Source organism: Neobacillus sp. FW104-15D2 (genome assembly GCF_058790155.1).
The window spans coordinates 210,382-234,676 of sequence record NZ_JBYTCJ010000003.1 but is presented as its reverse complement, the minus strand read 5'-3'; the positions used below and the strand labels follow the sequence as shown (position 1 = coordinate 234,676).

24 protein-coding genes, 1 pseudogene and 1 riboswitch are annotated in these 24,295 nt (G+C 39.8%); of the genes and pseudogenes, 16 read left to right on the top strand and 9 right to left on the bottom strand.

Annotated elements, in window-relative coordinates; all coding sequences use genetic code 11:
• The first annotated feature begins 451 nt into the window (after nt 1-451).
• Nucleotides 452-535: riboswitch (cyclic di-GMP riboswitch) on the top strand.
• A gap of 402 nt (nt 536-937) precedes the next feature.
• Together AC3WR0_RS04580 and AC3WR0_RS04575 are read left to right on the top strand one after the other, a co-directional pair.
• Nucleotides 938-1,495 carry a DUF5317 domain-containing protein gene (locus AC3WR0_RS04580; RefSeq protein WP_492551181.1) on the top strand — a complete coding sequence of 186 codons (558 nt, stop codon included), beginning with the start codon at nt 938-940 and terminating at the stop codon, nt 1,493-1,495.
• On the top strand, nt 1,485-3,299 hold the full coding sequence (locus AC3WR0_RS04575; RefSeq protein WP_492551180.1) for a bifunctional diguanylate cyclase/phosphohydrolase: 1,815 nt from the start codon (nt 1,485-1,487) through the stop codon (nt 3,297-3,299). Before AC3WR0_RS04580 ends, AC3WR0_RS04575 begins: the two co-directional genes overlap by 11 nt.
• Nucleotides 3,300-3,409: 110 nt before the next feature.
• Here the strand turns inward: AC3WR0_RS04575 and AC3WR0_RS04570 are convergent, their stop codons facing one another.
• Complete coding sequence (locus tag AC3WR0_RS04570) at nt 3,410-5,143, bottom strand: methyl-accepting chemotaxis protein (protein WP_492551179.1); 1,734 nt, start codon at nt 5,141-5,143, stop codon at nt 3,410-3,412.
• Between the two features lie 317 nt (nt 5,144-5,460).
• Here AC3WR0_RS04570 and AC3WR0_RS04565 point away from each other — a divergent pair, with 317 nt between their 5' ends.
• From AC3WR0_RS04565 to AC3WR0_RS04555, 3 genes are read left to right on the top strand one after another with little or no spacing between them, the layout of a single operon-like run.
• A complete protein-coding gene (locus tag AC3WR0_RS04565) occupies nt 5,461-6,438 on the top strand; it encodes an ABC transporter ATP-binding protein (protein WP_492551178.1) in 978 nt (325 codons plus the stop codon).
• Nucleotides 6,435-7,238, top strand: coding sequence for an ABC transporter permease (locus tag AC3WR0_RS04560; RefSeq protein WP_492551177.1), 804 nt, complete (start codon nt 6,435-6,437; stop codon nt 7,236-7,238). Before AC3WR0_RS04565 ends, AC3WR0_RS04560 begins: the two co-directional genes overlap by 4 nt.
• Nucleotides 7,239-7,241: 3 nt before the next feature.
• Nucleotides 7,242-8,027, top strand: a complete 786-nt coding sequence (locus tag AC3WR0_RS04555; protein ID WP_492551176.1) for an ABC transporter permease — start codon at nt 7,242-7,244, stop codon at nt 8,025-8,027.
• Nucleotides 8,028-8,157: 130 nt separating this feature from the next.
• Here AC3WR0_RS04555 and AC3WR0_RS04550 read toward each other — a convergent pair whose 3' ends face one another.
• From AC3WR0_RS04550 to AC3WR0_RS04540, 3 genes are read right to left on the bottom strand one after another with little or no spacing between them, the layout of a single operon-like run.
• Nucleotides 8,158-8,556, bottom strand: coding sequence for a VOC family protein (locus tag AC3WR0_RS04550; protein ID WP_492551175.1), 399 nt, complete (start codon nt 8,554-8,556; stop codon nt 8,158-8,160).
• Nucleotides 8,553-9,329 carry a phosphosulfolactate synthase gene (locus AC3WR0_RS04545; protein ID WP_492551174.1) on the bottom strand — a complete coding sequence of 259 codons (777 nt, stop codon included), beginning with the start codon at nt 9,327-9,329 and terminating at the stop codon, nt 8,553-8,555. Before AC3WR0_RS04545 ends, AC3WR0_RS04550 begins: the two co-directional genes overlap by 4 nt.
• A complete protein-coding gene (locus AC3WR0_RS04540; RefSeq protein WP_492551173.1) occupies nt 9,283-10,014 on the bottom strand; it encodes a 2-phosphosulfolactate phosphatase in 732 nt (243 codons plus the stop codon). Before AC3WR0_RS04540 ends, AC3WR0_RS04545 begins: the two co-directional genes overlap by 47 nt.
• Before the next feature lie 495 nt (nt 10,015-10,509).
• Here AC3WR0_RS04540 and AC3WR0_RS04535 point away from each other — a divergent pair, with 495 nt between their 5' ends.
• From AC3WR0_RS04535 to cysC, 3 genes are all read left to right on the top strand, one after another.
• Nucleotides 10,510-11,220, top strand: coding sequence for a phosphoadenylyl-sulfate reductase (locus tag AC3WR0_RS04535; RefSeq protein ID WP_492551172.1), 711 nt, complete (start codon nt 10,510-10,512; stop codon nt 11,218-11,220).
• Between the two features lie 102 nt (nt 11,221-11,322).
• Nucleotides 11,323-12,486: a sulfate adenylyltransferase gene (gene sat / locus AC3WR0_RS04530; RefSeq protein ID WP_492551171.1), complete on the top strand. Its 1,164-nt coding sequence runs from the start codon at nt 11,323-11,325 to the stop codon at nt 12,484-12,486.
• Entirely contained in the window at nt 12,479-13,072 is a 594-nt protein-coding gene (cysC, locus tag AC3WR0_RS04525) for an adenylyl-sulfate kinase (RefSeq protein ID WP_492551170.1), read from the top strand. Before sat ends, cysC begins: the two co-directional genes overlap by 8 nt.
• Nucleotides 13,073-13,224: 152 nt before the next feature.
• Here cysC and AC3WR0_RS04520 read toward each other — a convergent pair.
• A pseudogene (locus tag AC3WR0_RS04520) lies at nt 13,225-13,481 on the bottom strand (ATP-binding protein); the annotation flags it as partial.
• Nucleotides 13,482-13,728: 247 nt separating this feature from the next.
• On the opposite strand from AC3WR0_RS04520, the gene AC3WR0_RS04515 reads away from it, so the two are divergent.
• Nucleotides 13,729-14,565, top strand: a complete 837-nt coding sequence (locus AC3WR0_RS04515) for a hypothetical protein (protein WP_492551169.1) — start codon at nt 13,729-13,731, stop codon at nt 14,563-14,565.
• A gap of 261 nt (nt 14,566-14,826) precedes the next feature.
• Here AC3WR0_RS04515 and AC3WR0_RS04510 read toward each other — a convergent pair whose 3' ends face one another.
• The 4 genes from AC3WR0_RS04510 to AC3WR0_RS04495 all read right to left on the bottom strand — a co-directional run bounded on the left by AC3WR0_RS04510 (nt 14,827) and on the right by AC3WR0_RS04495 (nt 19,303).
• The gene (locus AC3WR0_RS04510; RefSeq protein WP_492551168.1) at nt 14,827-15,639 is read right to left on the bottom strand and encodes a hypothetical protein; all 813 of its coding nucleotides are present in this window, start codon (nt 15,637-15,639) and stop codon (nt 14,827-14,829) included.
• Nucleotides 15,640-16,038: 399 nt separating this feature from the next.
• Entirely contained in the window at nt 16,039-16,953 is a 915-nt protein-coding gene (gene thrB, locus AC3WR0_RS04505) for a homoserine kinase (RefSeq protein WP_492551167.1), read from the bottom strand.
• Nucleotides 16,950-18,011, bottom strand: a complete 1,062-nt coding sequence (gene thrC / locus AC3WR0_RS04500) for a threonine synthase (protein ID WP_492551166.1) — start codon at nt 18,009-18,011, stop codon at nt 16,950-16,952. The genes thrB and thrC overlap by 4 nt, the downstream gene beginning before the upstream one ends.
• The gene (locus tag AC3WR0_RS04495; protein ID WP_492551165.1) at nt 18,008-19,303 is read right to left on the bottom strand and encodes a homoserine dehydrogenase; all 1,296 of its coding nucleotides are present in this window, start codon (nt 19,301-19,303) and stop codon (nt 18,008-18,010) included. Before AC3WR0_RS04495 ends, thrC begins: the two co-directional genes overlap by 4 nt.
• A 310-nt stretch (nt 19,304-19,613) precedes the next feature.
• On the opposite strand from AC3WR0_RS04495, the gene AC3WR0_RS04490 reads away from it, so the two are divergent.
• The 7 genes from AC3WR0_RS04490 to AC3WR0_RS04460 all read left to right on the top strand — a co-directional run bounded on the left by AC3WR0_RS04490 (nt 19,614) and on the right by AC3WR0_RS04460 (nt 24,086).
• Complete coding sequence (locus AC3WR0_RS04490; protein WP_492551164.1) at nt 19,614-20,039, top strand: organic hydroperoxide resistance protein; 426 nt, start codon at nt 19,614-19,616, stop codon at nt 20,037-20,039.
• Nucleotides 20,040-20,066: 27 nt separating this feature from the next.
• Nucleotides 20,067-20,375: an iron-sulfur cluster biosynthesis family protein gene (locus AC3WR0_RS04485; RefSeq protein WP_492551163.1), complete on the top strand. Its 309-nt coding sequence runs from the start codon at nt 20,067-20,069 to the stop codon at nt 20,373-20,375.
• Nucleotides 20,376-20,467: 92 nt separating this feature from the next.
• Nucleotides 20,468-21,139 (top strand): ribose 5-phosphate isomerase A, encoded by a 672-nt coding sequence (gene rpiA / locus AC3WR0_RS04480; RefSeq protein WP_492551162.1) that lies wholly within the window; start codon nt 20,468-20,470, stop codon nt 21,137-21,139.
• A gap of 19 nt (nt 21,140-21,158) precedes the next feature.
• On the top strand, nt 21,159-22,151 hold the full coding sequence (locus AC3WR0_RS04475) for an LLM class flavin-dependent oxidoreductase (protein WP_492551161.1): 993 nt from the start codon (nt 21,159-21,161) through the stop codon (nt 22,149-22,151).
• A gap of 84 nt (nt 22,152-22,235) precedes the next feature.
• Complete coding sequence (gene speD / locus AC3WR0_RS04470) at nt 22,236-23,057, top strand: adenosylmethionine decarboxylase (protein WP_492551160.1); 822 nt, start codon at nt 22,236-22,238, stop codon at nt 23,055-23,057.
• A 482-nt stretch (nt 23,058-23,539) separates the two neighbouring features.
• Nucleotides 23,540-23,812 carry a ubiquitin-like small modifier protein 1 gene (locus tag AC3WR0_RS04465; protein ID WP_492551159.1) on the top strand — a complete coding sequence of 91 codons (273 nt, stop codon included), beginning with the start codon at nt 23,540-23,542 and terminating at the stop codon, nt 23,810-23,812.
• A gap of 1 nt (nt 23,813) precedes the next feature.
• Nucleotides 23,814-24,086, top strand: a complete 273-nt coding sequence (locus AC3WR0_RS04460; protein WP_492551158.1) for a MoaD-like domain-containing protein — start codon at nt 23,814-23,816, stop codon at nt 24,084-24,086.
• Nucleotides 24,087-24,295 lie beyond the last annotated feature (209 nt).

The following is a 24,295-nucleotide window of genomic DNA, read 5'->3' as shown; positions in this document are numbered from 1 at the left end:
GCCGGAGGACCTGTAATCAGGTTCAAGATATAGTCAGTGCCATGACGAAAGCATGGAAGAGCACGTCCCACCGTCTCCACCATACATAGGTGGATAAAGCCTAGCAATTTTAAAATTGCTAGGCTTTTTTATTTTAGCTAATCAGAATTTATATCTATAAATTCTGAACGCATAAGCAAAACTAAGGCATCCGCCAAAAAGGACTTGGCGAATGCCAAGTTTTTCTAAGGTTAAGTTAAATGATGTTGTAGATAAAAGGGATTAGGTTGCTTCCTCAATAATAATTTACATAATGAAAATCTATAAAGCAATTTTGTCGAATTTAGTTGTCTGAAAATGTCGATAATTTGATCTTTTAAATTAGGTATATTTAACTATATAATCAACTTGCAAGTAGTTCTTAAGTACCGATAAATTTGAGAGTCTACTTGCATAATAACTTTCAATAGAATAAACAGAAGGGCAAACTACCTGAAAGGGTAAGGCGCAAAGCTATAGGGGCTAAAGCGAAATGCAATGCCAGCCAGCTGCACTTAAGATATTTAAGAGCCCTTTTACCTTAATAAAAGGGCTCTTAATATTTATGCGCAATCCTTTCTCTGCTTTAAGATTTTTGAAAATCTATGGAGGATGGTGAACGAAATGAAATTTAAAATTACAATGTTTTTATTTTTCGCGGCTATGTTTGTTTTATCTGCAGCATCTGCTTACAAGCTTGACTAAATCTGTCTAAAATCTGATTAATAGGAGGATTAAAAATGAAATTGCTTAATCTTTTAAGTCGATTTTTAATGGGACCATCCTTCGCTTGGAAGTTAGACTGATTTAAAGATCAGATGAAGTATTTCTGGGCCATGGAAAAGAGTTTAGTTTAGGGCCGGAGGAGGCTAACTCCGGCTCCTTTGCCTGTTATTTAAGAGCATTTGGGGTGAATGATATGTTTGTTGATAGCATTATTATAGGAATTATCGCTTCATTAATTATGGGTGGAAGTTTGCAGCAGCTTGTTACTGTTAAACTTATTCATCCCTGGCTGATTGCAGTCTCTTTTATTATTCAGTTTGGTGCCATTTATATTTTCCCTGAACATTTATTGATGGCAGTTTGTGCTAGTACCATCGGACTTTTAATTTTCTGCCTGGTGAACTATAAGGATAAAGGTTTTAAGTATATGGTAATCGGTATTTTTATGAATGTACTGGTGATGCTGGCCAACAAGGGGAGAATGCCTGTTGATGTTCAAGCGGCAAAAGCATTATCGCCTGAAGACTTCCCTGCATTTATGGCAGGTGAATACGGAAAACATATACCGATATCAGCCCATACCCATTTGAATTTTTTAGGTGATATTTTCTTCCTCCAGTATCCATATCCTCGGCCGATTATTATAAGTCTTGGGGATATTGTTTTATCCATTGGTGTAATTCTCTTTTTATATAAAGCAATGGCAAAAAGTAATAAAAAGTCTAAGGAAGTGGTGGGGTATGGAGCGTAACTTATTGCTAAATAGCTATCAAGTGTTATGCTTATCCATATTTTTGTTTCTCTCTTTTCTTTTATATCAGCCAATTAATGAAAGCACCTGGATTCTCGTTATTACCTTTGCGGGTGCTGCAACCCTATTTGATGAGCGCCCCATTGTTCTTCCATCTAGCGATAACTTATCATTAGTTACCCCATTGCTGTTTACCGCCGGTGTTTTATATGGTGTTTTTTCTATTTTTTTAATTAATATTTGTATGGTTGCTTTTCTAATTATGATAAATCCAAAAAAGTGGGTTTCACACGCTTTTAATGGGATTCAGTACAGCCTTTCAGGTTATATAGGCTTTTTCTTCTTTAACCTGTTATTTAACCCGAAAATGGATTCCTTGATTACTAATCTTCCCGCTTTTATCTCTTATGCGATTAGCTTTTTTATATCAAATGTTTTATTTTTATCTATTTATCTTTGCCTGCGTTCAAGAAAATCTATTGTAAACTTTTTGAAAATTTTCTTAGAAAGAAAAGCGGTTCTTATTTATTTTACTATGATGGCTTTAGGCCTTATTATGGCGGTAGTAGTGCGTGAAGAAGGCATTTTAGGAATAATTTTATTTTGTTTAATCATGTGGACTTTAGGAGTTTCCTATAGAAGTTATTATCAAATGTTTGATCATTTTCGTTCTTTAAGTGAGAAGGATGAGCTTACAAAGTTGTTCAATCACCGTTACTTCCAGGAAAATCTCGACATAACTATAAAAAACGAGGAGAAAGGTGCTCTCCTTTTAATAGATCTTGACCATTTTAAAGTATTTAATGACACTTTTGGCCACCCGGAAGGTGATAAATTACTGAGGGAGCTGGCAGGAATACTAACTGATACAATTCCTTCAAGTGGTATTGTATGCCGATATGGAGGAGAGGAGTTTGCTATTATTCTCCCAGGTGAAGATACCAATTCCGCCATTCAAATTGCAGAGGATATTCGAAGAGTAGTATCTGAACATCCTTTTAAAGGAAGAGAACATATGCCTCAGAAGAAGATTACTGTTTCGATTGGCATTTCAACATTCCCTGATATGGGCCACTCCAGAGAACAATTAATTATGCTTGCTGACCAGGCATTATATAAAACAAAATACAGCAGCCGAAACAGAGTCCAGCTGTATACCTCAGTTATTGATGAATTAAAAGGCAATTATCAATTTGATTCTGACGAGGAAGAAGAAGTAATTCAAACATTAAAGACATTTTTAATGATTATAAATTCAAAAGATCGTTATACCTATGGACATACAGAAAGAATTATGGAATATTCTGAACGGCTGGCTAGGAAAATTGGCCTTTCTAAAACAGAAGTTAAGAATATCCGCTATGGTGCCCTTATTCATGATATAGGTAAGGTTGAAGTACCAACGGAAGTCTTAAATAAAACCTCTAAGCTTACGAATAGTGAGTGGGAAACCATTAAAATGCATGTCATCTGGGGAGAGCAGATGGTTCAATCGATTAAAGAGCTTAAGGATTGCTTGCCGATGATTAGGCATCACCACGAACGATATGATGGAAAAGGATATCCAGACCAGCTTAGCAGTGAGTCTATCCCGCTTGCGGCACGAATTTTAACAATAGCAGATTGTTTCGATGCGATGACTACTAATCGCCCGTATCAAAAAGCAATCTCTCCTGGAGAAGCTATTGATGAAATCATTCGCTGCTCTGGTACACAATTTGACCCGCAATTAGTTCAGCCTTTCATCGAAGTAATTTCCGAATTAAAACCGGAACTCCAACTCTTTTATAAAAAGGAAGCATAATTTTAAACCTATGAAACCATAATGTATGTCGAAAGAAATGCCTAGAGTGAAAATCAAAAGACAAGTTTATAAATGTAATAAAAAAGAAGACCCGTCGGTCTTCTTTTTTATTAAACAGTAAACTTTTTAATAGCATTATTTAAATCATTAATTTCGTCGTTTAACTTTGTTGCTGAATCTGAAACAACTTGAATAGCTCTTTGTTGTTCTTCGATAGAAGAAGTTACTTCTTCTGTGGAAGCAGCAGTTTGCTGACTTACGGCAGCAATACTTTCGATTGAAGCTGTCAGACTTTCTTTTGCATTAAGTAAACCTTGCATATCCAGGCTAACGGTAGATATGGAAGAAAGAATATTTTGTATGGATTCGGCAATTAAGTTAAAAGAAGCTTCAGTATTGTTTACGGCAGTATTTTGCTCTTTCACGGTAGAAGAGGTTTTTTCAATCTCAGAATTTACAATACTTGTTTCTGCTTCGATTCCGCTAAGTGTCACTTTAACTTGTTTAGTCGCTTCTGATGTTTGTTCAGCCAGTTTTCGAACTTCTTCTGCCACAACAGCAAAACCTTTTCCGTGTTCTCCTGCACGTGCCGCTTCAATACTGGCATTTAGAGCTAACAAATTTGTTTGATTGGATATATCATTAATCGTTCCAACAATAGATTCAATTTCTTTTACTTTGTTTACTAGACTTTCTGTAACTTGTCGTACACCGATAATTAAACTATCAGTTTGGTGAGACTTTTCTTTTAGTACTTCAACATTCCTTAGGCCTTGTTCATTTGATTCTTTAACTTCATTTGAGGAATTCAGCATTTGTTGATTTTTTTCGTATAGACTTTCAATTTGTTTCGCAAACTCAATGGTAATATGATTTGTATCATCTGAATCAGAAGCTTGCTGGACAGTTCCTCTAGTTATTTCATCTATTGCCCTTGAAATTTCATCCCCTGAGGCAGTCGTTTCCTCAGCAATGGCAGACAGATTTAAAGAAGTGGAGCTTATCTCTGAAATTGAAGTCTCTACACGGCTAATCAGTTCTTTAAGATGGGTAACCATAGAGTTAAAACTCTTATTTAGAGTGCCAATTTCGTCCTTACGTTTATTTTCAGTTAATGAAATGGCTAAATTGCCATCTGAAACCTCAGATACTTGTTTTGTAAGTTTGGAAATAGGCGAGGCAAGATGCCGGGAGAAAAGTAAAGTTAATATACTTCCTAGTATTAGGGCAGCCCCCAACGTAATTAATAGCACCATTAATAAATCATTTGCAGGTTTATTAAAATCCATTTTATAGGTTCCTGCAGTTACTGCCCAGCCCCAATGAGGATCCATTTCGCTATATGTAATTTTTTCACCAAATTTCTTATCATTCTGTGGAAGGCTCCAAATATAGGTCACAAAACCGCCGCCCGATTTAGCTGTCTTTATTTGCTGCTGCACAAATAAATGACCATTTTGATCTTTGGTATTCCAAACATTTTTGCCCTCAAGTGTCGGGTGAACCACTTCGTTGCCTTTCTCATCATAAGCAAGGAAATACCCATTTGCACCCAGATTAACCGGACTCTTTATTTTGCGAGTTCCATCAGCCTGCTTTGGACCAACTAAGGTTTCCTTAACTCTATCCTGTGCTTCCTCAAGAGTTAGGTTGCCGTTCTCTACTTCCTTGTTCATATTATCAATTTGCTGAATAGCCATTTCAACGCCATTTTTTAAAGTGGTTTTTCCTAATTCATTAAGTCCATCTTTTGCGTTTAAATAGCCGACGATGCCTATTATTAAGCTTGGAACTGCTAATAGTAAAAGTGAAATGCTAATTAATTTAAACTTTATTGTTCTCATGTTATTAAATTTTCCCCTTCTTAATCGTAGTTGTTCATGATGATTGTTGACTTTTACCCCCTAATATATCGAGCCTCCCTTTTATGTCGTATTCTGGATGCTAAGTAAACTTTTTAAAAATTCTTCTTATAATTAGTATCGGATAAAAAGCCCGACCATGAAGAGTTTTGAATTAAATTAAAACAGGCAGGGCTGTCTAATTCAATTTGCAATAGTATAACTATAAATATAGAGAATTCTGATAATGGATTGACAGTAAATCTGCTGAAATGGTAATATTTTCTCCTGTGACTCTGTAAATGGGAGGGGGAAACTGTTTGATTACAGTAAAAGGGTTAGGAAAATCATTTAAAGTAGCAAAGCGAAAAGAAGGCTTGCGCCAATCTATGCAGTCTTTATTTCATCGCGAATATACAAAAGTGCAGGCGCTAAAGGATATTTCTTTTTCTATTGAGCCGGGGGAAATAGTCGGTTACATAGGGCCAAACGGTGCTGGCAAATCAACCACAATTAAAATCATGAGCGGAATATTGGTTCCGGACCAGGGAAGCTGTTCGATTATGGGATACACACCCTGGAAGGAACGCGTCGCCTATGTAAAAAACATTGGGGTCGTATTTGGACAGCGGTCTCAGCTGTGGTGGGATGTTCCTGTAATCGATTCCTTCGAACTTCTTCGTGATATATACAAGGTTTCACCCCAAGATTACAAACCAAATGTCGACCTCCTAGTTGAAACACTTCATCTTCAGGATATACTCTACACACCTGTGAGACAGCTAAGCTTAGGACAGCGAATGCGATGTGAAATAGCAGCCTCGCTTATTCATAATCCCCAAATCTTATTTTTGGACGAACCAACCATTGGACTCGATGCCGTTTCTAAATTGGCTGTTCGTCAATTTATTAAAACCATTAATAAAGAAAAGGGAATTACAGTTATACTGACTACCCATGATATGAACGATATAGAAGCATTAGCTAACCGTGTTATCTTAATTGGCAAGGGAAGCCTGCTGTTTGATGGAAACCTGAATGAACTGCGCGGTAAATTTGGGACTCAGAAAACGATTGTTGCGGATTATCAGCAAAACTATAACCCTATTCAGATACCTGGTGCATCTATTGTATCCTGGACACCGGAACGAACCATTTTAAATGTGGACACCGACAAGGCTGCCATCTCAGAAGTAATTACACAATTATCGAGTCAGCTTGAACTGATTGATGTTTCGATTGAGGGGAAGCCAATCGAGGAAGTAGTTTTACAGCTTTATAAGGAGTACCAAATATGAAGACCTATTACTCCATCTTGAGACTTCGTCTGCAAATAGGCTTGCAATATCGGACTGCCGCCTGGGCAGGAATCGCAACACAATTTTTCTTTGGAATTATTCAGATTATGGTGTTTGAAGCGTTTTATCAGCACTCAGCACATACTCCTCCTATTTCTTTAAAAGAATTAATTACCTATCTTTGGCTGCAGCAGGCCTTTCTTGCCTTTATAATGTTGTGGTTTCGCGATAACGAACTGTTTAATCTGATAACAAGCGGCAATATTGCTTATGAGCTTTGCAGGCCTGCCGGTATTTATGGCTATTGGTTTGCAAGGCTCCTGGCCCAGCGATTATCGAGTGCACTTTTAAGATGCTTTCCCATTTTACTTATAGCATTTTGTATTCCCGAGCCACACCGTATAACTTTGCCGCCAAGCGGAACCTCGTTTGTTTTGTTCCTTGCTGCATTGTTGCTCGGGCTTCTTGTCTTAGTGGCTATTTCTATGTTCATATATATATCGGTCTTTGTAACGATGTCTCCGGCAGGATCAACTCTTATTTTTGCAGTGGTGGGTGAATTTTTTTCCGGAATAATCATTCCCATTCCGCTCATGCCAGAGTGGCTTCAAAAAGTGACCAGCTGGATGCCTTTTCATTTAACAGCAGACTTTCCATTCAGAGTTTATTCTGGTCACATTCCTCCGACAGAGGCTGCAATGGGTGTCTTGGCTCAAATAATTTGGCTGGTTCTTCTTGTTGGTACAGGAATGTTTGCCTTGGAAAAAGTTCTAAGAAGAGTAGTGGTTCAGGGGGGATAAGAAATGAATCTTTATTTTAAATATTTCAAGATGCTTTTGAATTCCCAGATGCAGTATAGGGCTTCCTTTTGGCTCTTATGTATTGGCCAGTTTTTTACTCCCTTTGTTATGTTTGCTGGAATGTATTTTCTGTTTGAGCGCTTTGGCCAAATTAAAGGATGGGATTTCTTTGAGGTGGCCCTTTGCTTTGCAGTGATTCATATGGCCTTTTCAATTAGTGAATGCCTAGCAAGGGGATTTGATTCATTTTCGAATTTAGTTATTAAAGGCGAGTTTGACCGGATTCTCGTCCGGCCAAGAAGTACAGTCTTACAGATACTTGGTTCCAACATTGAATTTACAAGAGTCGGACGGCTTATGCAAAGCGTGATTGTATTGATCTGGGCTGTAAGGAATATAGCGGTAGATTGGGACATTTTTAAGTTGATCACTCTTTTCTTTATGGTTACAGGCGGTGTTTTTATTTTTACAGGCATATTCATACTGGCAGCTACCATGTGCTTTTGGACCGTCCAAGGACTGGAGGTAGCCAATGTATTTACCGATGGCGGCAAAGAAATGGCTCAATATCCATTAAATATATATCAAAAATGGATTATCCGGTTTTTTACATATGTCATTCCGTTCGGCTGTGTGAACTATCTCCCGCTTCTGTATATCCTTGGTAAAAGCAATGGCGACAGCGATTTGCTTTATATGATGATGCCTGCTGCGGGAGTCCTTTTTATTCTTCCATGTTTAGCCGTCTGGCTTTTTGGAGTAAAACATTATAGATCGACGGGGTCTTAATAGTGAGAAAAGAAGGAGCCACTGGGGCTCCTTCTTTTATATTTTTAAAGCCTTTTGTTGGCAATGTTTATGGGTGCGGAAAGCGAGCGCCGTGAGTGAAAATCAACAGTCAAGTTTAACAAGAGTCTATTTAATAAATCATTTCTTCATCATGGTAATATTTAAACTCCAGTAAATTATTAGCGGGATCAATCAGGAAAAAGGTTAAATGTTCCTCTCTTCTTCCAGGGAACCGGACCATTGGCTCCTGAAAGAAGCTTAGCTTCTGGGTAAGGGCATGCTCCAGGGTTTGATTATATTCTTCTTTATTCATAAAAGTAATGCCGTAATGACGAGGATACATTTTAGGAGAGTGATCAATTTGGTCTGGATTTAGATGGCAGACAACCTGGTCACCAAAAAAATCAAATGTTACTCTGTCATGGTATCTCCTGGCCAGTTTACAGCCCAGTTTTTCATAAAACTCTACGGTTTCATCCAGCTCCTTGCATGGAATCGCCAGATGGAAGACTTTATTTGTATCTCTCATAATCTTTCCTCCTCAAATAAATGAAAGGTATCGGAACGCAAACCAAGCCTCAAGGTTTCCAGCCCTACTGCATCGCTGAAAGGAATATTGGCCAAATTCACTTCTGAACCAGCAAGCATGATAAAAAAGGTCTGCATTTGCTTTGAGGGCGCCTCGAAAATAATATCGTTTAAAGGAATGCTAGAAGAAATAATTTCTTGAACTATGTCGTTCCGCATCTCTCCAGTTTCACTGCAAATCCCGCTCGTACCGCTTTCCCTTGCCTCAGTGATGACCTTTTTGGCACCTGCTTCTAAATCCTCCTGAATATATTCGAGCCATTCAGATGAACTAAATTCGCGGGAAAGAGTACTATCCTTGCTGCCTACTTCGCTGAAAACGTGAAATTCCTTTGAAAAATTAGCAATGTGCCGGGCTTTTTCTTTATTGCTAAAACTGAGCGTTCCGTTGGAAATCTCAATATGCCGGCAATCGTACTTTTTGCAATAGGTATGGAATTCTTCTACTTTATTCTGGCTAAGGAATTTTTCAAAAAGGGTGCCGCCAAAAAAGTAATCAACATCGTTCTCTCTCAGGCAGGAAATCTTTTCACCCAGGCGGGGAGAAACAATGGAGGTGCCCCAGCCGAATTTAACAAAGTCTATATAGCAGCCTGCACTATTGATTGTATCCCTGAAGAATTGAAGTGGAATTCCGTTATCTATCAAAATCGTTATTCCGCGTTCTCTAGGCTTTTCCTGTCTGGCTGGCAGCTTTAATCCTGAATGGTTCATTTATATCCACCCTCACTATTCTAGGAAGTCCATTTAAACAATCCACAGCCATAACAAATCTGCTGTCCATTTCTTTTTTACAAAAAGAAATGTCCCCACTATCAAATTCAGGTTGGGATTCATCATAAAACTTTTGGGCTGCATCACAGTTTTCTATTCTATTGACTGCATCAGCAAAGGTTACAGTTCCATCTTCTAAAAGAAGAGATTTAATATACTCAGCACAAGCCAAATCATCGTCTCCGCTTGGATGGGAGGCGATAATGTTTACCACCGAATCCCTATTAAGGCTTTTTCGAATATATTCAGCTGTGTTTTTTGCATTCGAAAACCCGGTTACAAAAATGGCACCCGCCTGCAAGGCGTTTAATGTGGCTTCCACACCGTTAGTAGTTTTTTGAACAATCGTCTTCCCGTCTGCATATTCACAGGCCATCCTCTTCGGTGAGTTATCCAGGTCAAATTCTGGAATTGGAAGCCCCTTTACCTCTCCAGCAAGAAGATAATCAGGATGTTCCTTTTTTAATTGAATAGCCTCTGGAACGGAGCGGACCAACTGTATTTCCTTTACTCCCCTAAGGAAAGCATAATGGGATACAGTAAACGCTCTGATGACGTCGATCACAACATTCACATCTGCATACGGCAAATCATGCTTATGCCCTTGAAAAATAGTAATCTTCATTTCTTTTCTCCTATAAATTACTTGATTAGATACGGTTAGTTTCTAATGTATTCGCCTAGTTAAGTTCCGGTACCAAATCCCAGTAACTTTTTAGCTTATTAGAATTTACATCCATAAATTCTGAACGCACGACGGACAGGACAAAGAAGGCTTAGGCAGCAATATCATCGCACGAAGAAAAAGCACCAGCTTTTCCGAGGGATTCCGAGTAAGGCGAAAAGGCACAGGACAAGAAAAGTCTCGTCAGCTTTGCCTCGGACGAAGAAAAAGCATAGCCTTTTCGAAGATGTGCCGTTTTCAGCGTGATAAGAAAAACTTGGCATCCACTACAAGGAATGGGCGAATGCCAAGTTTTCTGAAAATCTTTCTAAATAGGCTTTTACCCTGTGAACACTTCTTTTACCAGTTGAATAACCTGACTTAGGTTTTAACCTATTTTCATATTGAAAAAAGAGGGTGTTAGGAAACTCAACACTTTAAAGCGAGGGGAAAAGAATGGATAGAGCTCTAACCTATGAAAAATGGGATGAAGAGACGGTTAAGCTTTTGGTTGAAGGATTTTCCGATACCATGGAAGTTCTTAAATGGTCTTATAGAGAATACGGGGAGAATATCGTCTATGCCTGCAGCTTCGGAGCTGAAGGGATTGTACTCCTTGATTTAATTTCAAAAATAAATAAAAAGGCAAGAATTCCTTTTTTAGATACAGGGCTTCATTTTGATGAAACATACCAAGTAATTGAGGCGGTAAAAAAGAGGTATCCGGAATTTGAAATTGAAATGATAAAGCCTTTTATAACGCTCGAACAGCAGGAAAAGGAATACGGAAAGGAATTATGGAAGCATAACCCTAACCTCTGCTGCCAGCTGCGAAAGGTTGAGCCGCTGACTCGAGAGCTTTCGAAAGTTCATGCGTGGATTTCTGGTCTTCGCAGAGAGCAATCGTTAACTCGGAAGGATGTTCAATACCTTAATAAAGACGAAAAGTTTAAAAATATAAAAATCTGCCCTTTAATCCATTGGAAATGGGATGAAATATGGACTTACATCAACTTAAATAATCTCGATTATAATTCACTTCACGATCAAAATTACCCAAGCATCGGCTGCAAACCCTGTACGCTTCCCGTTGAGGACAATTCGGACCACCGAGCCGGAAGGTGGGCACAAACGGCAAAAACAGAATGTGGTTTACACCAAACCTAACAGGAGTTCGGCGATTGCTGGTGCTGTAGTTCGGTTTTAAAAAGGTATATTTTGCACAATTGCAGGTATTTAAAGCATTGAGAGTATTAGGAGGAAGATAACATGATTCAGCCCCATGGAGGAGTATTAATTAACCGGATCGAATGCAGCCAGCCGGTTAACAGGAATAATGTAAGAGTAGAATTGGATAATACTGCTTTAAGCGACCTGGAACTGATCGCCATTGGGTCGTACAGTCCGTTAACGGGTTTTATGGGTGAAAATGATTACCGGTCCGTAGTTAAAAACATGCGCCTTCATGACGGAACTGTTTGGAGTATCCCGATTACGCTTCCTGTTTCTGAGGATACTGCAAAAAAAATTCGCTGCGGAGATACCGTCAATCTTGAAAAGGATGGAATTGTCTATGGTGTAATGACGGTCACAGATTTGTTTTTTCCAGATAAAAAGAAGGAAGCGGAAAAGGTTTACCAGACCCCCGAGCTTCAGCACCCAGGAGTAAAAAAATTATTTGAAAGGGAAAATGTATATCTTGGCGGTCCTATCATTCTTGTTCGAAGGCCAGCTCAACAATTTGAAGATCATACACTTGACCCGATCGAGACAAGAGCCTGGTTTATCGAGCAGGGCTGGAAAACAATTGTTGGTTTCCAAACCAGAAATCCTGTACATCGTGCCCATGAGTATCTTCAAAAGTGTGCCCTTGAGATGGTTGACGGACTGTTTCTGAATCCTCTGGTTGGCGAAACAAAAGCCGATGATATTCCAGGAGATGTACGGATGAAAAGCTATAAAGTCCTGCTGGAGAAATACTATCCGCCGGCAAGGGTTCTTCTTTCGGTTTTTCCAGCAGCCATGCGTTATGCAGGCCCTCGGGAAGCAATTTTTCATGCACTTGTCAGAAAAAACTACGGATGTACTCATTTTATAGTTGGAAGGGACCATGCAGGAGTTGGAAACTATTATGGTACCTATGACTCTCAAAAAATCTTTAGCCATTTTACAAAAGAAGATATAGGGATAACTACCTTATTCTTTGAAAATAGTTTCTACTGTACAAAGTGTGAAAACATGGCCTCTTATAAGACTTGTCCGCATGAAGAAAAGGACCATGTCTCGCTGTCGGGTACGAAAGTAAGGGCCATGCTACAAAAAGGGGAGGCACCGCCAAAAGAGTTTAGCAGGCCTGAAGTGGCTCAAGTGTTAATTGAAGGACTCCAGCAGCAAATCCTAATCCAAACAGGTACGGTGGCTTCAGATGGATAAAAATATTGTCTGGCACCCTGCATCCTTGGAGAAAAAAGACCGGCAGCTCCTCAATGGACATAGCAGCTTTGTCCTTTGGTTCACCGGTCTATCAGGGTCAGGTAAATCTACACTTGCAAACGAGGTGGACCGTCAGCTTTATTCCATTGGCCGGAGAAGCTATACCCTGGATGGTGATAATATCCGCCACGGGTTAAACAGGGATCTGGGTTTTACAAATGAGGACCGAATTGAGAATATCCGGCGGATCGGTGAAGTTTCCAAGCTTTTTGTGGACAGTGGAACGATTGTTTTGACCGCGTTTATTTCACCATTTAGGGAGGATCGCGCCTTAGTCCGAAAATTGTTTGAAGAGGAAGAATTTATAGAGGTCTACCTTAACTGTCCACTTGGTGTCTGTGAACTCCGGGATCCTAAAGGATTGTATAAAAAAGCAAGAAACGGGGAGATCAGGAATTTTACAGGGATTGACTCTCCGTATGAACCGCCTGTACGTCCAGAATTGACAATAGATACATCCCATCAAGGAGTTCAAGGGGCGGCTGAGAGTATAATCAACTACCTAAAAGAGAGAAATTTTATATAAAACTTAAGCCTAGTCATAGCACCCATCAATTGGTGGCTATGATTAGGTTTTTTATATAATTTATAAATGTCAATGCTATCATGTACATTTTTGACTGTTTAAGAATGTACATTTTTTTAATCATTTTCTTTTTCAAAGTGATTCTTTATCCTCTAAGAATCACCGATGATGTTTACCACTGTTGCAGGGTGTAGTACACGATCTAAAATGGCATTTGCCAACATTGTATCTTGAAATACACCATCCCATTCCTTGAAGCTAATATTAGTCGTTAAAATCGTGCTCTTTTTTCGTACCGTAATTCAATCAACTGAAAGAATAATTTGGCATCCTCCCTATCAATCGGAAGGTAGCCTTTTTCATCAAAAATCAAAAGTTTATATATTGCATAGTGTTTCAACCTTAATTCCCAGCTTGGCACCTGCGATTAATCTTTTAAAACTTCGAAAAATATGTACAGCAAAGAAAGTATCAAAAGAACGCCAGCCCTTAACTACAGGAACCCAAACTCAGAATTAATTCAACTTCAACTGGATAACCGGACAAACAAAATTGCCTTCTTACCTAAAATACACAACTTTAGCTGCCTTGCCGCATAAGTTTAAAGAGCAAAGAAAGCTTTCTAAAAGATAAAAACGCCTAGAAAGGTGATGACATTGGCCAAAATCGTGACTTGCCCTTACTGCAAAAATCCTGCTGAAGAAGCCACCAAGAATGTTGAACATGTCATCCCCGAGGGTCTTGGCTCCCCGATTTTGAATCCTGCCGTCTGCGGAGTATGCAATGAAAAGGCTTCTATCCATATTGATGGAAGGTATTTCAATAATGTCGCGGTAAACATTCTCAAGGCTGCCACAAATACTTATGGCAAAAATGGGAGAAAAGAATTTATCGTGGGTACGGGTTTTCATTTTAATATAAAACTAATTGTAAAAAAGGCAGAATTAGCATTGGATACGGCAGTTAAGGAAGAATTATTGAGGAAGCTTTACAGAAGGCACGGAAATAGTGGTTTTCAGGTTATTAAAGCAAATTTAAAGGAAGAAATCTGTAAGCGGGAACATGCAAAAATGTTCCTGGGTATTCTTTCGATGTGCGTGCCAAATTTCACTTTATCAAAGACGGCTGACCACTTGAGAATACTCATGTGGAAGAAGGACCGGCCGGAACTGGACTTACCTTCTGGCAGCCCTATTAACGGTAACCTCCTTGGTGAGGTGAACCAGAATTACAGTTTACAGGATGGACAGAAAATCTATGATAACAGGCATCACTACATTGCTGTAAAAGGAGAAAAAGACGGAACCCTGAATTCATATATCGATTTGTATAACACCCTCCGGCCAACCCTTTCAACAACGGAACAGAACGAGGAATGGAAAGGCATCGAGATCCTCATCATGATTGATCCAGAATTGAAACAAGTTGTAAAACATAGTGGAATTCACCTGAAGGAAATAAACAAATATAGAAACGGGGTTACTCTGGAGTGAATAAGAATAGCCGTTCCCGCATGTCAGTTAGGGTGTCCGTCTTATAATATAAACCTATTCACACTTCAATAATCCTGATTCCGTAAAAGACTGACCAAACAACTCACTTCTTCCTAAAAGGATGCCCAATACATACCTTTCGTCTTCTGCCGAAATAACTTCTAAAAACTAATGCTGCCACCGTCTTTTAAGATTACCCTATACCTGTTCATTAAGTTTCTCACCTTTTTCCTCATCGCCTGAGGTTTTCTTTAAGTAATGTTACTTTTTTAAGATTTTCGACGGATTATTGATTTTATAACCAACGGAGACGTCCAGCAACAGTGATTCATCTTCTACATCCTTGCCTTTTGGCAGACTCTTTTTAACGATTTTGCCATCGAACTCCAATTCCATGCCGGGCTCGAGTTCTAATTTCTTAAGCGTTTTGCTATGCGAACCCCATGCAAGGCCGATCTCAACCGGTTCTTCCTGTTCAATCCGGACATCTTCCAATATAACAACCTCATCATTTTCCTCATTAAAATGATTCCAGCTTAACGCCAGCTGTTTCACTTTTCCGGTAAAATGAACTTTATCTTCCGGAAGGGTGATCTTCGGGGTTTTCTCCTTAGTTCCGGAAGCTTTTTTAGGAGCGGGCGTGTCTGCCGCTTTTTCCTCTGTTGGTTCTTCAACAGTGGCTGGAGTTTTTTCCTCAACCGTTTTTTTAATGTCCAGGCTGTCTGCTTCTTCAGGTGTTCCCGGTTCTTCTGCCTTTTCCTCTATAACATCAGCAGGGGCTTCCATATGCTGAATGACCGATTCTTTACCAAAGCTAGAGGACTGCATTTCTTTTAAATAAGCTGGATGAATGCAAGTTAAGTTTCCATCCGGGAATTCGACTACTATAGTGTTGTAATCGCCATTTTTGCCAAAAATCTCGTAACCCTTTATGGTCACAGAGCTTTGCTGATGCTTGTCCTTGAACAAAAAAGAACTTTTGCCTCTCAAGCCCCATTCCTTCAATTTCTCCATGTAGTGATTGTCATCGTTGAATGCTTCAATTTCCCCTTTAGGCGGGATATATTTTGTCATGCGGCAAATTCCTCTCGTAAAAAATCCATTACCTTGTTTGGTTACATTGTATATTAGATTCTGACCAAGGCAAAGGAAATCCCTTTACAATGGCTGCCCAATTTGAAATTATTCCAATCAATCTGGTTACTAGAAGAATCCCTCTAAAGTAAGCTGCGTTTCTTCCAGAAAGAAACGGTTACTGGAAGAATCCTACTAAAATAAGCAGACTTTCTTCTAGAAAGGACCGGTTTCTAGAAGAAACCCACTAAAATGAGGAGACTTTCTTCTAAAAAGTACGTGGTAGGGGGAGTAAGAGGCTCTTTTCTTCTAGAGCTCAAATGGGCTTAAAATGAAAGGAACGGAGTTAACAAATCAAAAAATGGCCCTTCCAGTAAGCCGGAAGAGCGAGTATATTTCTTAGCTGCATTTTTCCATTTTGGAAACCAAGCTTCCATTTTGTTCGATATTTAGCAGCTTCACCTTCATTTTTGGAAGTTCTCTTTTTAATTGTTCTGAAAGCCTATAGCCGATCCCTTTTTCAGCAAAACATAAAATAGTGGGGCCAGCTCCGCTTAATGCTACACCAAATGCACCGCCTGACTTTGCTGCGCTGCAAGCATCACAATAAAACGGGATAAGCGGCTTGCGATAGGGCTGGTGAAAAAGATCCTGTTCCATCATTTTGCCTGCTAAGCTCCAGTGTTCGCCCAATAATGCTGCAACCAGCACATTTGCAGCAGAAGAGGCTTTTACTGCTTCTGGATATGGCAGGGATGAAGGCAGCACTTGTCGAGAATCCTTGGTCAATAGAATGTCCTCAGGAATAAGTGCCACTACTTCAAAACTATTTAACTGGAAGGATACAATATCTGTTTCTCCGTTTTGATAGTTTCCTACTACAAGCCCGCCATAGATAGATGCTCCGACATTATCGGGATGGCCTTCCATAGCTGTTGCTATCTGCAGCTTCTCATCCTTTGTCAGCTGAAGTCCGCCTGCAAAGTCTGCTAATTCGATTCCGGCAACAATAGCAGCCGCACTGGATCCAAGGCCGCGTGCCAGGGGGATTTGACTTTCCATCACTACTTTACATGGTGTCAGTGAGACTCCGTACTTGGAGGCGACATTATGGGCCACCTGACAAATAAAGTGACGATGATCTCCCGGAAATTGTTTTAGCTCAGGACATGAAGTTGTAAAATTCCATTGGTCACTTTTTTCTGCCTCCAGAATTAAAAATAAATCAAGAGCCAGGCCGATTGAATCAAAGCCTGGGCCCAGATTTGCTGTGCTGGCGGGAACCTTTATCATGCATTTGTCATGAAGGGTCATGCCTGAACAACTCCCCTGATGTACCCTATAACTGATTCCTCATCATTTGAAAGCTGTACAGGCTGAATTAAACTATGGTTAATTGCTGTATCGGGATCCTTTAAACCATTCCCGGTAAGAACAGCCACAATTCTGCTTCCTTTTTTTACTTTTCCGCTCTGAATATTCTTGTATAAACCAGCGAGGGAAGCACAGGAGGCAGGCTCAGCAAAAATACCTTCCTTCCTGGCCAGCAGTTTATAAGCAGAAAGAATTTCCTTATCACTTACTTCATCAAAATATCCATCAGATTCTGCTACAGCTGAAACGGCTAAATCCCAGCTGGCAGGATTTCCAATCCTTATGGCGGTGGCAATTGTTTCTGGATCTTCAAAAACTCTATTATGGACTAGAGCAGCCGCACCCTCTGCCTCAAAGCCAAACATTCTTGGCAGCCCAGTTCCTTTGAGATTTTCATATTCCTTGAAGCCTTTCCAGTAAGCACTTATATTTCCGGCGTTCCCAACTGGAATAGCCAGGATATCAGGGGCCGCACCCAACTGGTCACAAATTTCAAATGCAGCTGTTTTTTGCCCTTCTATTCGATAAGGATTTACTGAGTTCACAAGGGTAATAGGTTCGGATGCACTGACTTGCCTGACCATTCTCAGAGCCTGGTCAAAATTTCCCTTTATTGAAATAATCTCCGCACCATACATCATAGCCTGAGCGAGCTTGCCTGCTGCAATTTTTCCTTCGGGGATAACAATGATACAGCGCAATCCTGAACGGGCTGCATAAGCCGCTGCAGATGCGGAGGTATTACCCGTAGAGGCACAGATAATCATCTTGCTTCCTGATTCCAGCGCTTTGGCTACAGCAAGTACCATTCCTCTGTCCTTAAATGATCCTGTTGGGTTTGCTCCCTCATATTTGACATAAAGATCAATTTCCCATTGATTTGATAAATTGTCCAGCCTTACAAGCGGGGTATTACCCTCATTTAATGTAAGCGAGGGAGTGTTTGGACCGACTGGTAAATACTCTTTATACGATTCTATTAAACCCTGCCATCTCATAATGAATTTCCCTCCACTCGGTATGAGCTTTTAATTTTTTTAACTGCCTGGAGGTTTTCAAGCTCCGTTAAAATTTGTTTATAGGAGGTAACAGAGGCTCTGTGAGTGACCAGGACAATTTCAGCTGTTTCATTTTTCTTAACTGGAAGCTGCAGAATCTTTTCAAAGCTGACCCCAAAGCTGGCAAAGATGGAGGTGATTTCTGCAAAAACTCCCACTTCATCCTGTACATGCAGGCGAAGAAAGTACTTTGAAAACTTTTCACGGTCATCCTTTAGAAGTTTCGGGTATTGTGGAGAAACCGCGCTGCGGCCATTCACACCAAGACGAAGGTTTTTAATTACGCCCACTAAATCTGAAACAACCGCTGTTGCGGTAGGAAGGCTGCCTGCACCTGGGCCGTAAAACATGGTTTCTCCTACAGCCTCGCCATACACATAGACTGCGTTATACTCATTCTGGACAGATGCAAGAGGGTGGCTGTCAGACAGTAAGGTAGGAGCAACGCTAACCTCAATCTTTTCACCTTCACGGTGGGCAAAGCCGATTAATTTCATCGTATATCCCAGTTGTTTCCCGTACCGCAAGTCATCATCTGTCACAGCTGATATTCCACTCACCTTCACATCATCAAGATCGACGTTCATGGAGAATCCTAAGGTTGCAAGAATAGCCATTTTTCTGGCTGCATCCAGCCCTTCAACGTCTGATGTAGGATCTGCTTCAGCAAAGCCCAAGTCCTGGGCATCTTTTAGGACATCCTCATAGGCTCTGCCTTCCTTGCTCATCTTGGTCAAAATATAATTGGTTGTACCATTTACAATTCCCATCATTTTAATAATGCGGTCGGAAGAGAGGCCATCAACCAAACTTCTTAGAATAGGGATACCGCCTGCGACGCTTGCTTCATAAAATAAATCACATTGGTTTTCTGAAGCAACGGTTAAAAGCTCGGAGCCATGCAATGCCATTAAATCCTTATTAGCAGTGACAACATGTTTCTTCCGTTTCATGGCTTCGATTAATATTCCTTTTGTATCTCCAATTCCTCCCATAACTTCAATAACTACGTCTATCTCTGGATCAAGTATGATATCATCAGGATTTGTGGTAAGCATGGCCTTATCAATATCCAATGTTCTTGCCTTGGTTGGATCCTGGACAAGAATCTTCTTAATTTTGACCGGACAGCCTACTTGGTGCATTAACTTGTCCTGATGGCTTTCAATAATTTTCACTACACCAGTTCCCACAGTTCCTAAACCTAAAAGCCCCACTGAAATTGGATTCATAATTGCCTCCTGAATGTTCATCTCATATGAACAAATGTATTTATATAGTAGACATTATAGAATTGATACACAATTTTGACAACAGGCATTTTAATCAAAAGTTATGTGTAACCGTTTACTATGCTGGTGTACTGCGGAAAAATATTTTTAATAAAAGATTTTCTTTTCACTTTTGTATTTAAAAAGCAACATACCAATCTTTAAAGTGTCTATTACTAAAACAAATTGCAATGGTTCATACCTTAAAAAAACGGGAATGGTATAAGGGTCGTTTTACAAATAAAATCGCTGAATTGAAAGGGGAATTTTTATGTCTGAAACATTATTCACATCATCTGCTACTGCCGTTGGAGGAAGGGAAGGAAGAGTGGAATCCCCTGACGGAGTAATTAACATGGATCTGGCCATGCCGGGTACTACACGGGCTGAGAAGCTTCCTAATGCAGCCAATCCCGAGCTTCTTTTTGCCTCTGGCTATGCTGCTTGTTTTGACGGCGCCCTGCAGCTAATGGCACGAAAAGAAAGAGTTAAATTGGATTCCGAGGTTACTGCTAATGTAAGCCTAATAAAAGATGAAAAAGATGATGGGTTTAAACTTGGGGTTACACTTCAGGTAAAGGGTACAGGAATTGAAAAAAGCCAGCTTGAGGATCTTGTGCACAAAGCACATGAATTCTGTCCATACTCAAAAGCGACAAGGGGAAATATTGAGGTTAAACTTGAAGTTGTGGAATAAAGTCTTTTTCCAGGGAAGGTAATAAACATGGAAATTGTGATTAAATCAAACGCTCTTGATGAGTTAAAAAAGCTGAAGTTCAAAGATGAAGAAGGTTTTAGAATTGAGGCCATATTTGTAGGAAGCTGTTCGATATATGCGGATCATCATCTGAAAATGGATATGAAACGTCCGGACGATGACTTGTTTATAGTTGAAAGTATTCCGGTTTTAATTTCACTAGAAAGCCAGAAGCACCTTTCTAACAAGCTTATCTTGGATTATAATCCGAAGTTTGGTTACAAACTCTCTTCCAATGAAGAAATCTACAGCTTCAATTTAAAAATTGAAAAATAGCAAAGACAGGCCTGGAGGGCCTGTCTTTATTTGACTTAAATCTCTCTATCCAGGGAACATTTAACAGATAGATTAAAAAAGGCGGGACAACTATGGATGAAAAACAATTAGTTGGGGAAAAAGCAGCTGAGTTTGTAAAAGAGGGAATGGTCATTGGTCTTGGGACAGGATCGACAGTCTTTTTTACATTGAAAAAGCTAGGGCAGTTAGTGAAAGAGGGACTTTCCATTCAAGGCATTCCAACCTCCAAACAAACTGAAACACTAGCTGTGGAACTTGGGATTCCTCTAATAAATTTTCGGGACATTGATTCTATAGATATTGCCATTGATGGTGCTGATGAGGTTGACCCTGAAATGAATCTAATAAAGGGTGGAGGGGGAGCATTATTACGGGAAAAAATAATTGCCCATGCCGCTAAAAAGTTTATTGTGGTTGCTGACCCCTCAAAAACAGTAAATAGGCTGGGAAAGTTTCCTTTACCAGTGGAAATTATTCCATTTGGATTTGAAATGACGATTAAGCATATTAGCTCCCAGGGTTTATCTCCAAAATTAAGACAAAAGAATGGGACTCAGTATATAACGGACAATGGAAATTATATTGCTGACTGTATCCTTCCGGAGGAAATGGATTTAAAAATAGCCGAACAGCTTCTTAATATGATTCCTGGAGTTGCTGAAAATGGACTGTTTCTTGGAATGGCTGATACAGTAGTGACTCTCGACAAAGATAAGAACATTTTATTGAAGGAACGTTCGTAAGAGAAAGAAGGGTTTTCGTTTGAAATTGAGTGTGCTTGACCAATCAGTTATCCGAAAAGGGGGCAATGCCAGCGAAGCATTGCAGAATACTTTAAAGCTTGCGGAAGTCACAGAGGAGCTGGGGTATACGCGGTTTTGGACTGCCGAGCACCATAATTCCAATGGTATGGCAGGAACCTCTCCAGAAGTTTTAATTTCAGCTATAGCCTCGAGAACCAAAAGAATACGTGTGGGATCGGGCGGGATTTTACTGCCACAGTACAGCCCTTTTAAAGTGGCAGAGGATTTCAGTGTGCTTGAAGCTTTATTTCCAAACCGAATAGATTTAGGATTGGGCCGTTCCCCTGGAGGTTCACCAGAAACGCGCCTTGCGTTGACAGACGGCCTAAGGAAAAGTATGAATGAGTTCCCCAGGCAGGTCAGGGATTTACAGGATTTTTTTGGGGAAAGCGTACCCGAAGGCCATCCTTATCATGGAGTAACTGCTTACCCAATGACAGAGACGAAGCCAGAAATGTGGGTTTTAGGTGTGACACACAGGGGGGCTAGAGTTGCAGCTGAGAATGGAACTGCTTTTACATTTGGTCACTTTATCCATCCGGATAACGGGAAAGATTCATTGACCTATTACTATGAACATTTTCTTCCCTCTCCTTTATTAAAAAATCCTTTAGCGAATGTGTGTATTTTTATTGTATGTGCACCGACATTGGAAAAGGCAGAGGAGCTGGCACTTAGCCAGGATTTGTGGCTTCTTTCAGTCGAACAAGGGAAGGACACTCGAATACCAACAACGGTAGAGGCTAAAGGGGCAGTGCTGACAGAAAATGAGCGAAAAAGAATCCAGGAAAACCGGAAGCGAATGCTCATTGGGACTCCAGAAATGGTTAAGGAAGGACTCTTTAAATTGAGTGAAACATATCAAACGGATGAGTTTCTTATTTTAACCAATGTTTACAGTTTTAAGGATAAAGTGAGATCTTATCAGCTTCTTGCAGAAAAAATCATGTAAAGATAGTTTGTTTTTCCTTTTAAGACTTTGGGTATTATAAAAATAATATGCATTATACGAGAAATTTTCAAAGGGGAAATCCAAATGACACTAACTCCAGAACAGCGGATTGAATTGCATGGATTTAATAATCTTACAAAAACATTAAGCTTTAATATGTATGATATTTGCTACACCAGAACGAAAGAAGAACGTGAAGCATATTTAGAATATATTGATGAACAATACAATGCAGACAGGCTTACAAAGATATTAAAACATGTTACTGAAATCATTGGCGCGCATGTTTTGAATGTCGCTAAACAGGATTATGTACCTCAGGGAGCCAGTGTTACGATTTTAGTTTCGGAAGGACCTGTAGTGGAAGTACCACATGAAGTATATGACGAATCCCCCGGACCTCTTCCAGACTCTGTTGTTATGCAGCTCGATAAGAGTCATATTACCGTTCATACTTATCCAGAGTATCATCCGAACGAGGGTATTAGTACATTTCGGGCTGATATAGATGTTTCAACCTGTGGAGAAATCTCCCCGCTAAAAGCGTTAAACTATCTCATTCGTTCCTTTGATACGGATATTATGTCTATCGATTATAAGGTTCGAGGCTTTACTAGAGACAAACGCGGGAAAAAGCTGTTTATTGACCATGACATTAACTCCATCCAGAATTATATTCCTGAAGATATCAAGGATATGTTTGATATGATTGATGTGAATGTTTATCAGGATAACATCTTCCATACCAAATGTAAGCTAAAAGAGTTTGACCTTAATAACTACCTGTTCGGGTATACCCGGGACAAACTAAAACCGGAAGAGGAAGAAGAAATCACCGAAAAGCTTTTGATGGAAATGGATGAAATCTTCTATGGTAAAAATATCAGGCCAGCTTCTCTCAAATAATGCCCTTTGGGAATTTAAACAAACGTTTGATTAATAACGTGAAAATGTTGAAAACTCCTTGGTGGACAGGGAATTGGAGAATTCAATCAAACGTTTGATTAATATTATTTATACAGTTGAAAGCCGTCTCCTTTTAAAAGAGAGACGGCTTTTTAGGCTAATCTGAATGTATATCCATTCATTCTCAATGCATGCTATATATCGCACGAAGAAAAAGCACCTGCTTTAGGAAAACCTAGTCAGTCGAAAGGCCCGGCCTCGGATGAAGAAAAAGAAAAGTTTTTTCGATATACCGTTTTGAGGTGATATGCAAAACTACGGCATCCCCCAAAAGGGTCTGGATAATGTAAAGTTTTTCTAAAACACTAGAAACAGAAAGTAAGTGCAATCATTTTTTTAATTACTGACTATTCTAAATTAGGAAGTGACAACCTTTCTCTATCGATTTATGATGGAAATAAGGAGAAAGGGGAAGATGGACTGTGCAGGTAAAAGTGTTTGCAAATCTCCGCCAAATTTGCGGCGGGGTAACAGTTGAGGTAGTTCCGGAAGGCAGCCGGGTAATTGATGTACTGGATAAAATGGTTGAAATGTTTCCAGACCTTCAGCAAGAAATATTTACAGCTGAAAAAGAACTTCTTCCTTTTGTCCATGTGTATGTGAATGGAAGAAATATTATCCATGAAGCGGGACTTCTGACAGAAGTTAAGGAGAGCGACCAGTTTGCCCTTTTCCCTCCAGTGGCAGGTGGATAATATGCCATTTCGTGACTTGGAATTCCGGGGGATTAATAGGAATCATCTTGGAATGTATTTTGAAGAGCTGGGCGGCAGGCAAACCACTAGTTCCTTTCCATATACTTATCAGGGGGCAGCATGGACAGGATCCATTTTGAGTGAAGAGGAAATAGCCTTTACAAAAATATTTAAAGTAAACACCGTAAAGATCAGATTTGAGGCCGAGGAAGAAGGGGCTCTTGAGGAATTAATAAAAAACTACCGCTATAAAACAACAAGAATAGGCGGTTGAAGAAAAGGCAAAAGCTACTGATTATAGAAAGAAGCACCTGGCGCGCGCTGACCCAAAATGCGTGCCAGAAGCAAAAACAGTGTCTAAAGGCACGTTTGAAATTAGATGGTTAAGGTACTAAATCTTAGAGTTCAAAATATAAAAAAGGCTTCTGCCAATGCTGCAGAAGCCTTTTCTAAGCTATTCATAATTGATATTCAAAAATCCGA

What these genes read in the sequence shown, in the direction of transcription:
- sat (WP_492551171.1), top strand. Translation starts at nt 11,323, where the DNA reads ATGATTCAGCCCCATGGAGGAGTATTAATTAACCGGATCGAATGCAGC.
- AC3WR0_RS04580 (WP_492551181.1), top strand. Translation starts at nt 938, where the DNA reads ATGTTTGTTGATAGCATTATTATAGGAATTATCGCTTCATTAATTATG.
- AC3WR0_RS04495 (WP_492551165.1), bottom strand. Translation starts at nt 19,303, where the DNA reads ATGAATCCAATTTCAGTGGGGCTTTTAGGTTTAGGAACTGTGGGAACT.
- AC3WR0_RS04510 (WP_492551168.1), bottom strand. Translation starts at nt 15,639, where the DNA reads ATGACAAAATATATCCCGCCTAAAGGGGAAATTGAAGCATTCAACGAT.
- rpiA (WP_492551162.1), top strand. Translation starts at nt 20,468, where the DNA reads ATGGATGAAAAACAATTAGTTGGGGAAAAAGCAGCTGAGTTTGTAAAA.
- AC3WR0_RS04535 (WP_492551172.1), top strand. Translation starts at nt 10,510, where the DNA reads ATGGATAGAGCTCTAACCTATGAAAAATGGGATGAAGAGACGGTTAAG.
- AC3WR0_RS04490 (WP_492551164.1), top strand. Translation starts at nt 19,614, where the DNA reads ATGTCTGAAACATTATTCACATCATCTGCTACTGCCGTTGGAGGAAGG.
- thrB (WP_492551167.1), bottom strand. Translation starts at nt 16,953, where the DNA reads ATGACCCTTCATGACAAATGCATGATAAAGGTTCCCGCCAGCACAGCA.
- AC3WR0_RS04570 (WP_492551179.1), bottom strand. Translation starts at nt 5,143, where the DNA reads ATGAGAACAATAAAGTTTAAATTAATTAGCATTTCACTTTTACTATTA.
- speD (WP_492551160.1), top strand. Translation starts at nt 22,236, where the DNA reads ATGACACTAACTCCAGAACAGCGGATTGAATTGCATGGATTTAATAAT.
- thrC (WP_492551166.1), bottom strand. Translation starts at nt 18,011, where the DNA reads ATGAGATGGCAGGGTTTAATAGAATCGTATAAAGAGTATTTACCAGTC.
- AC3WR0_RS04560 (WP_492551177.1), top strand. Translation starts at nt 6,435, where the DNA reads ATGAAGACCTATTACTCCATCTTGAGACTTCGTCTGCAAATAGGCTTG.
- AC3WR0_RS04540 (WP_492551173.1), bottom strand. Translation starts at nt 10,014, where the DNA reads ATGAAGATTACTATTTTTCAAGGGCATAAGCATGATTTGCCGTATGCA.
- AC3WR0_RS04485 (WP_492551163.1), top strand. Translation starts at nt 20,067, where the DNA reads ATGGAAATTGTGATTAAATCAAACGCTCTTGATGAGTTAAAAAAGCTG.
- AC3WR0_RS04550 (WP_492551175.1), bottom strand. Translation starts at nt 8,556, where the DNA reads ATGAGAGATACAAATAAAGTCTTCCATCTGGCGATTCCATGCAAGGAG.
- cysC (WP_492551170.1), top strand. Translation starts at nt 12,479, where the DNA reads ATGGATAAAAATATTGTCTGGCACCCTGCATCCTTGGAGAAAAAAGAC.
- AC3WR0_RS04460 (WP_492551158.1), top strand. Translation starts at nt 23,814, where the DNA reads ATGCCATTTCGTGACTTGGAATTCCGGGGGATTAATAGGAATCATCTT.
- AC3WR0_RS04555 (WP_492551176.1), top strand. Translation starts at nt 7,242, where the DNA reads ATGAATCTTTATTTTAAATATTTCAAGATGCTTTTGAATTCCCAGATG.
- AC3WR0_RS04575 (WP_492551180.1), top strand. Translation starts at nt 1,485, where the DNA reads ATGGAGCGTAACTTATTGCTAAATAGCTATCAAGTGTTATGCTTATCC.
- AC3WR0_RS04545 (WP_492551174.1), bottom strand. Translation starts at nt 9,329, where the DNA reads ATGAACCATTCAGGATTAAAGCTGCCAGCCAGACAGGAAAAGCCTAGA.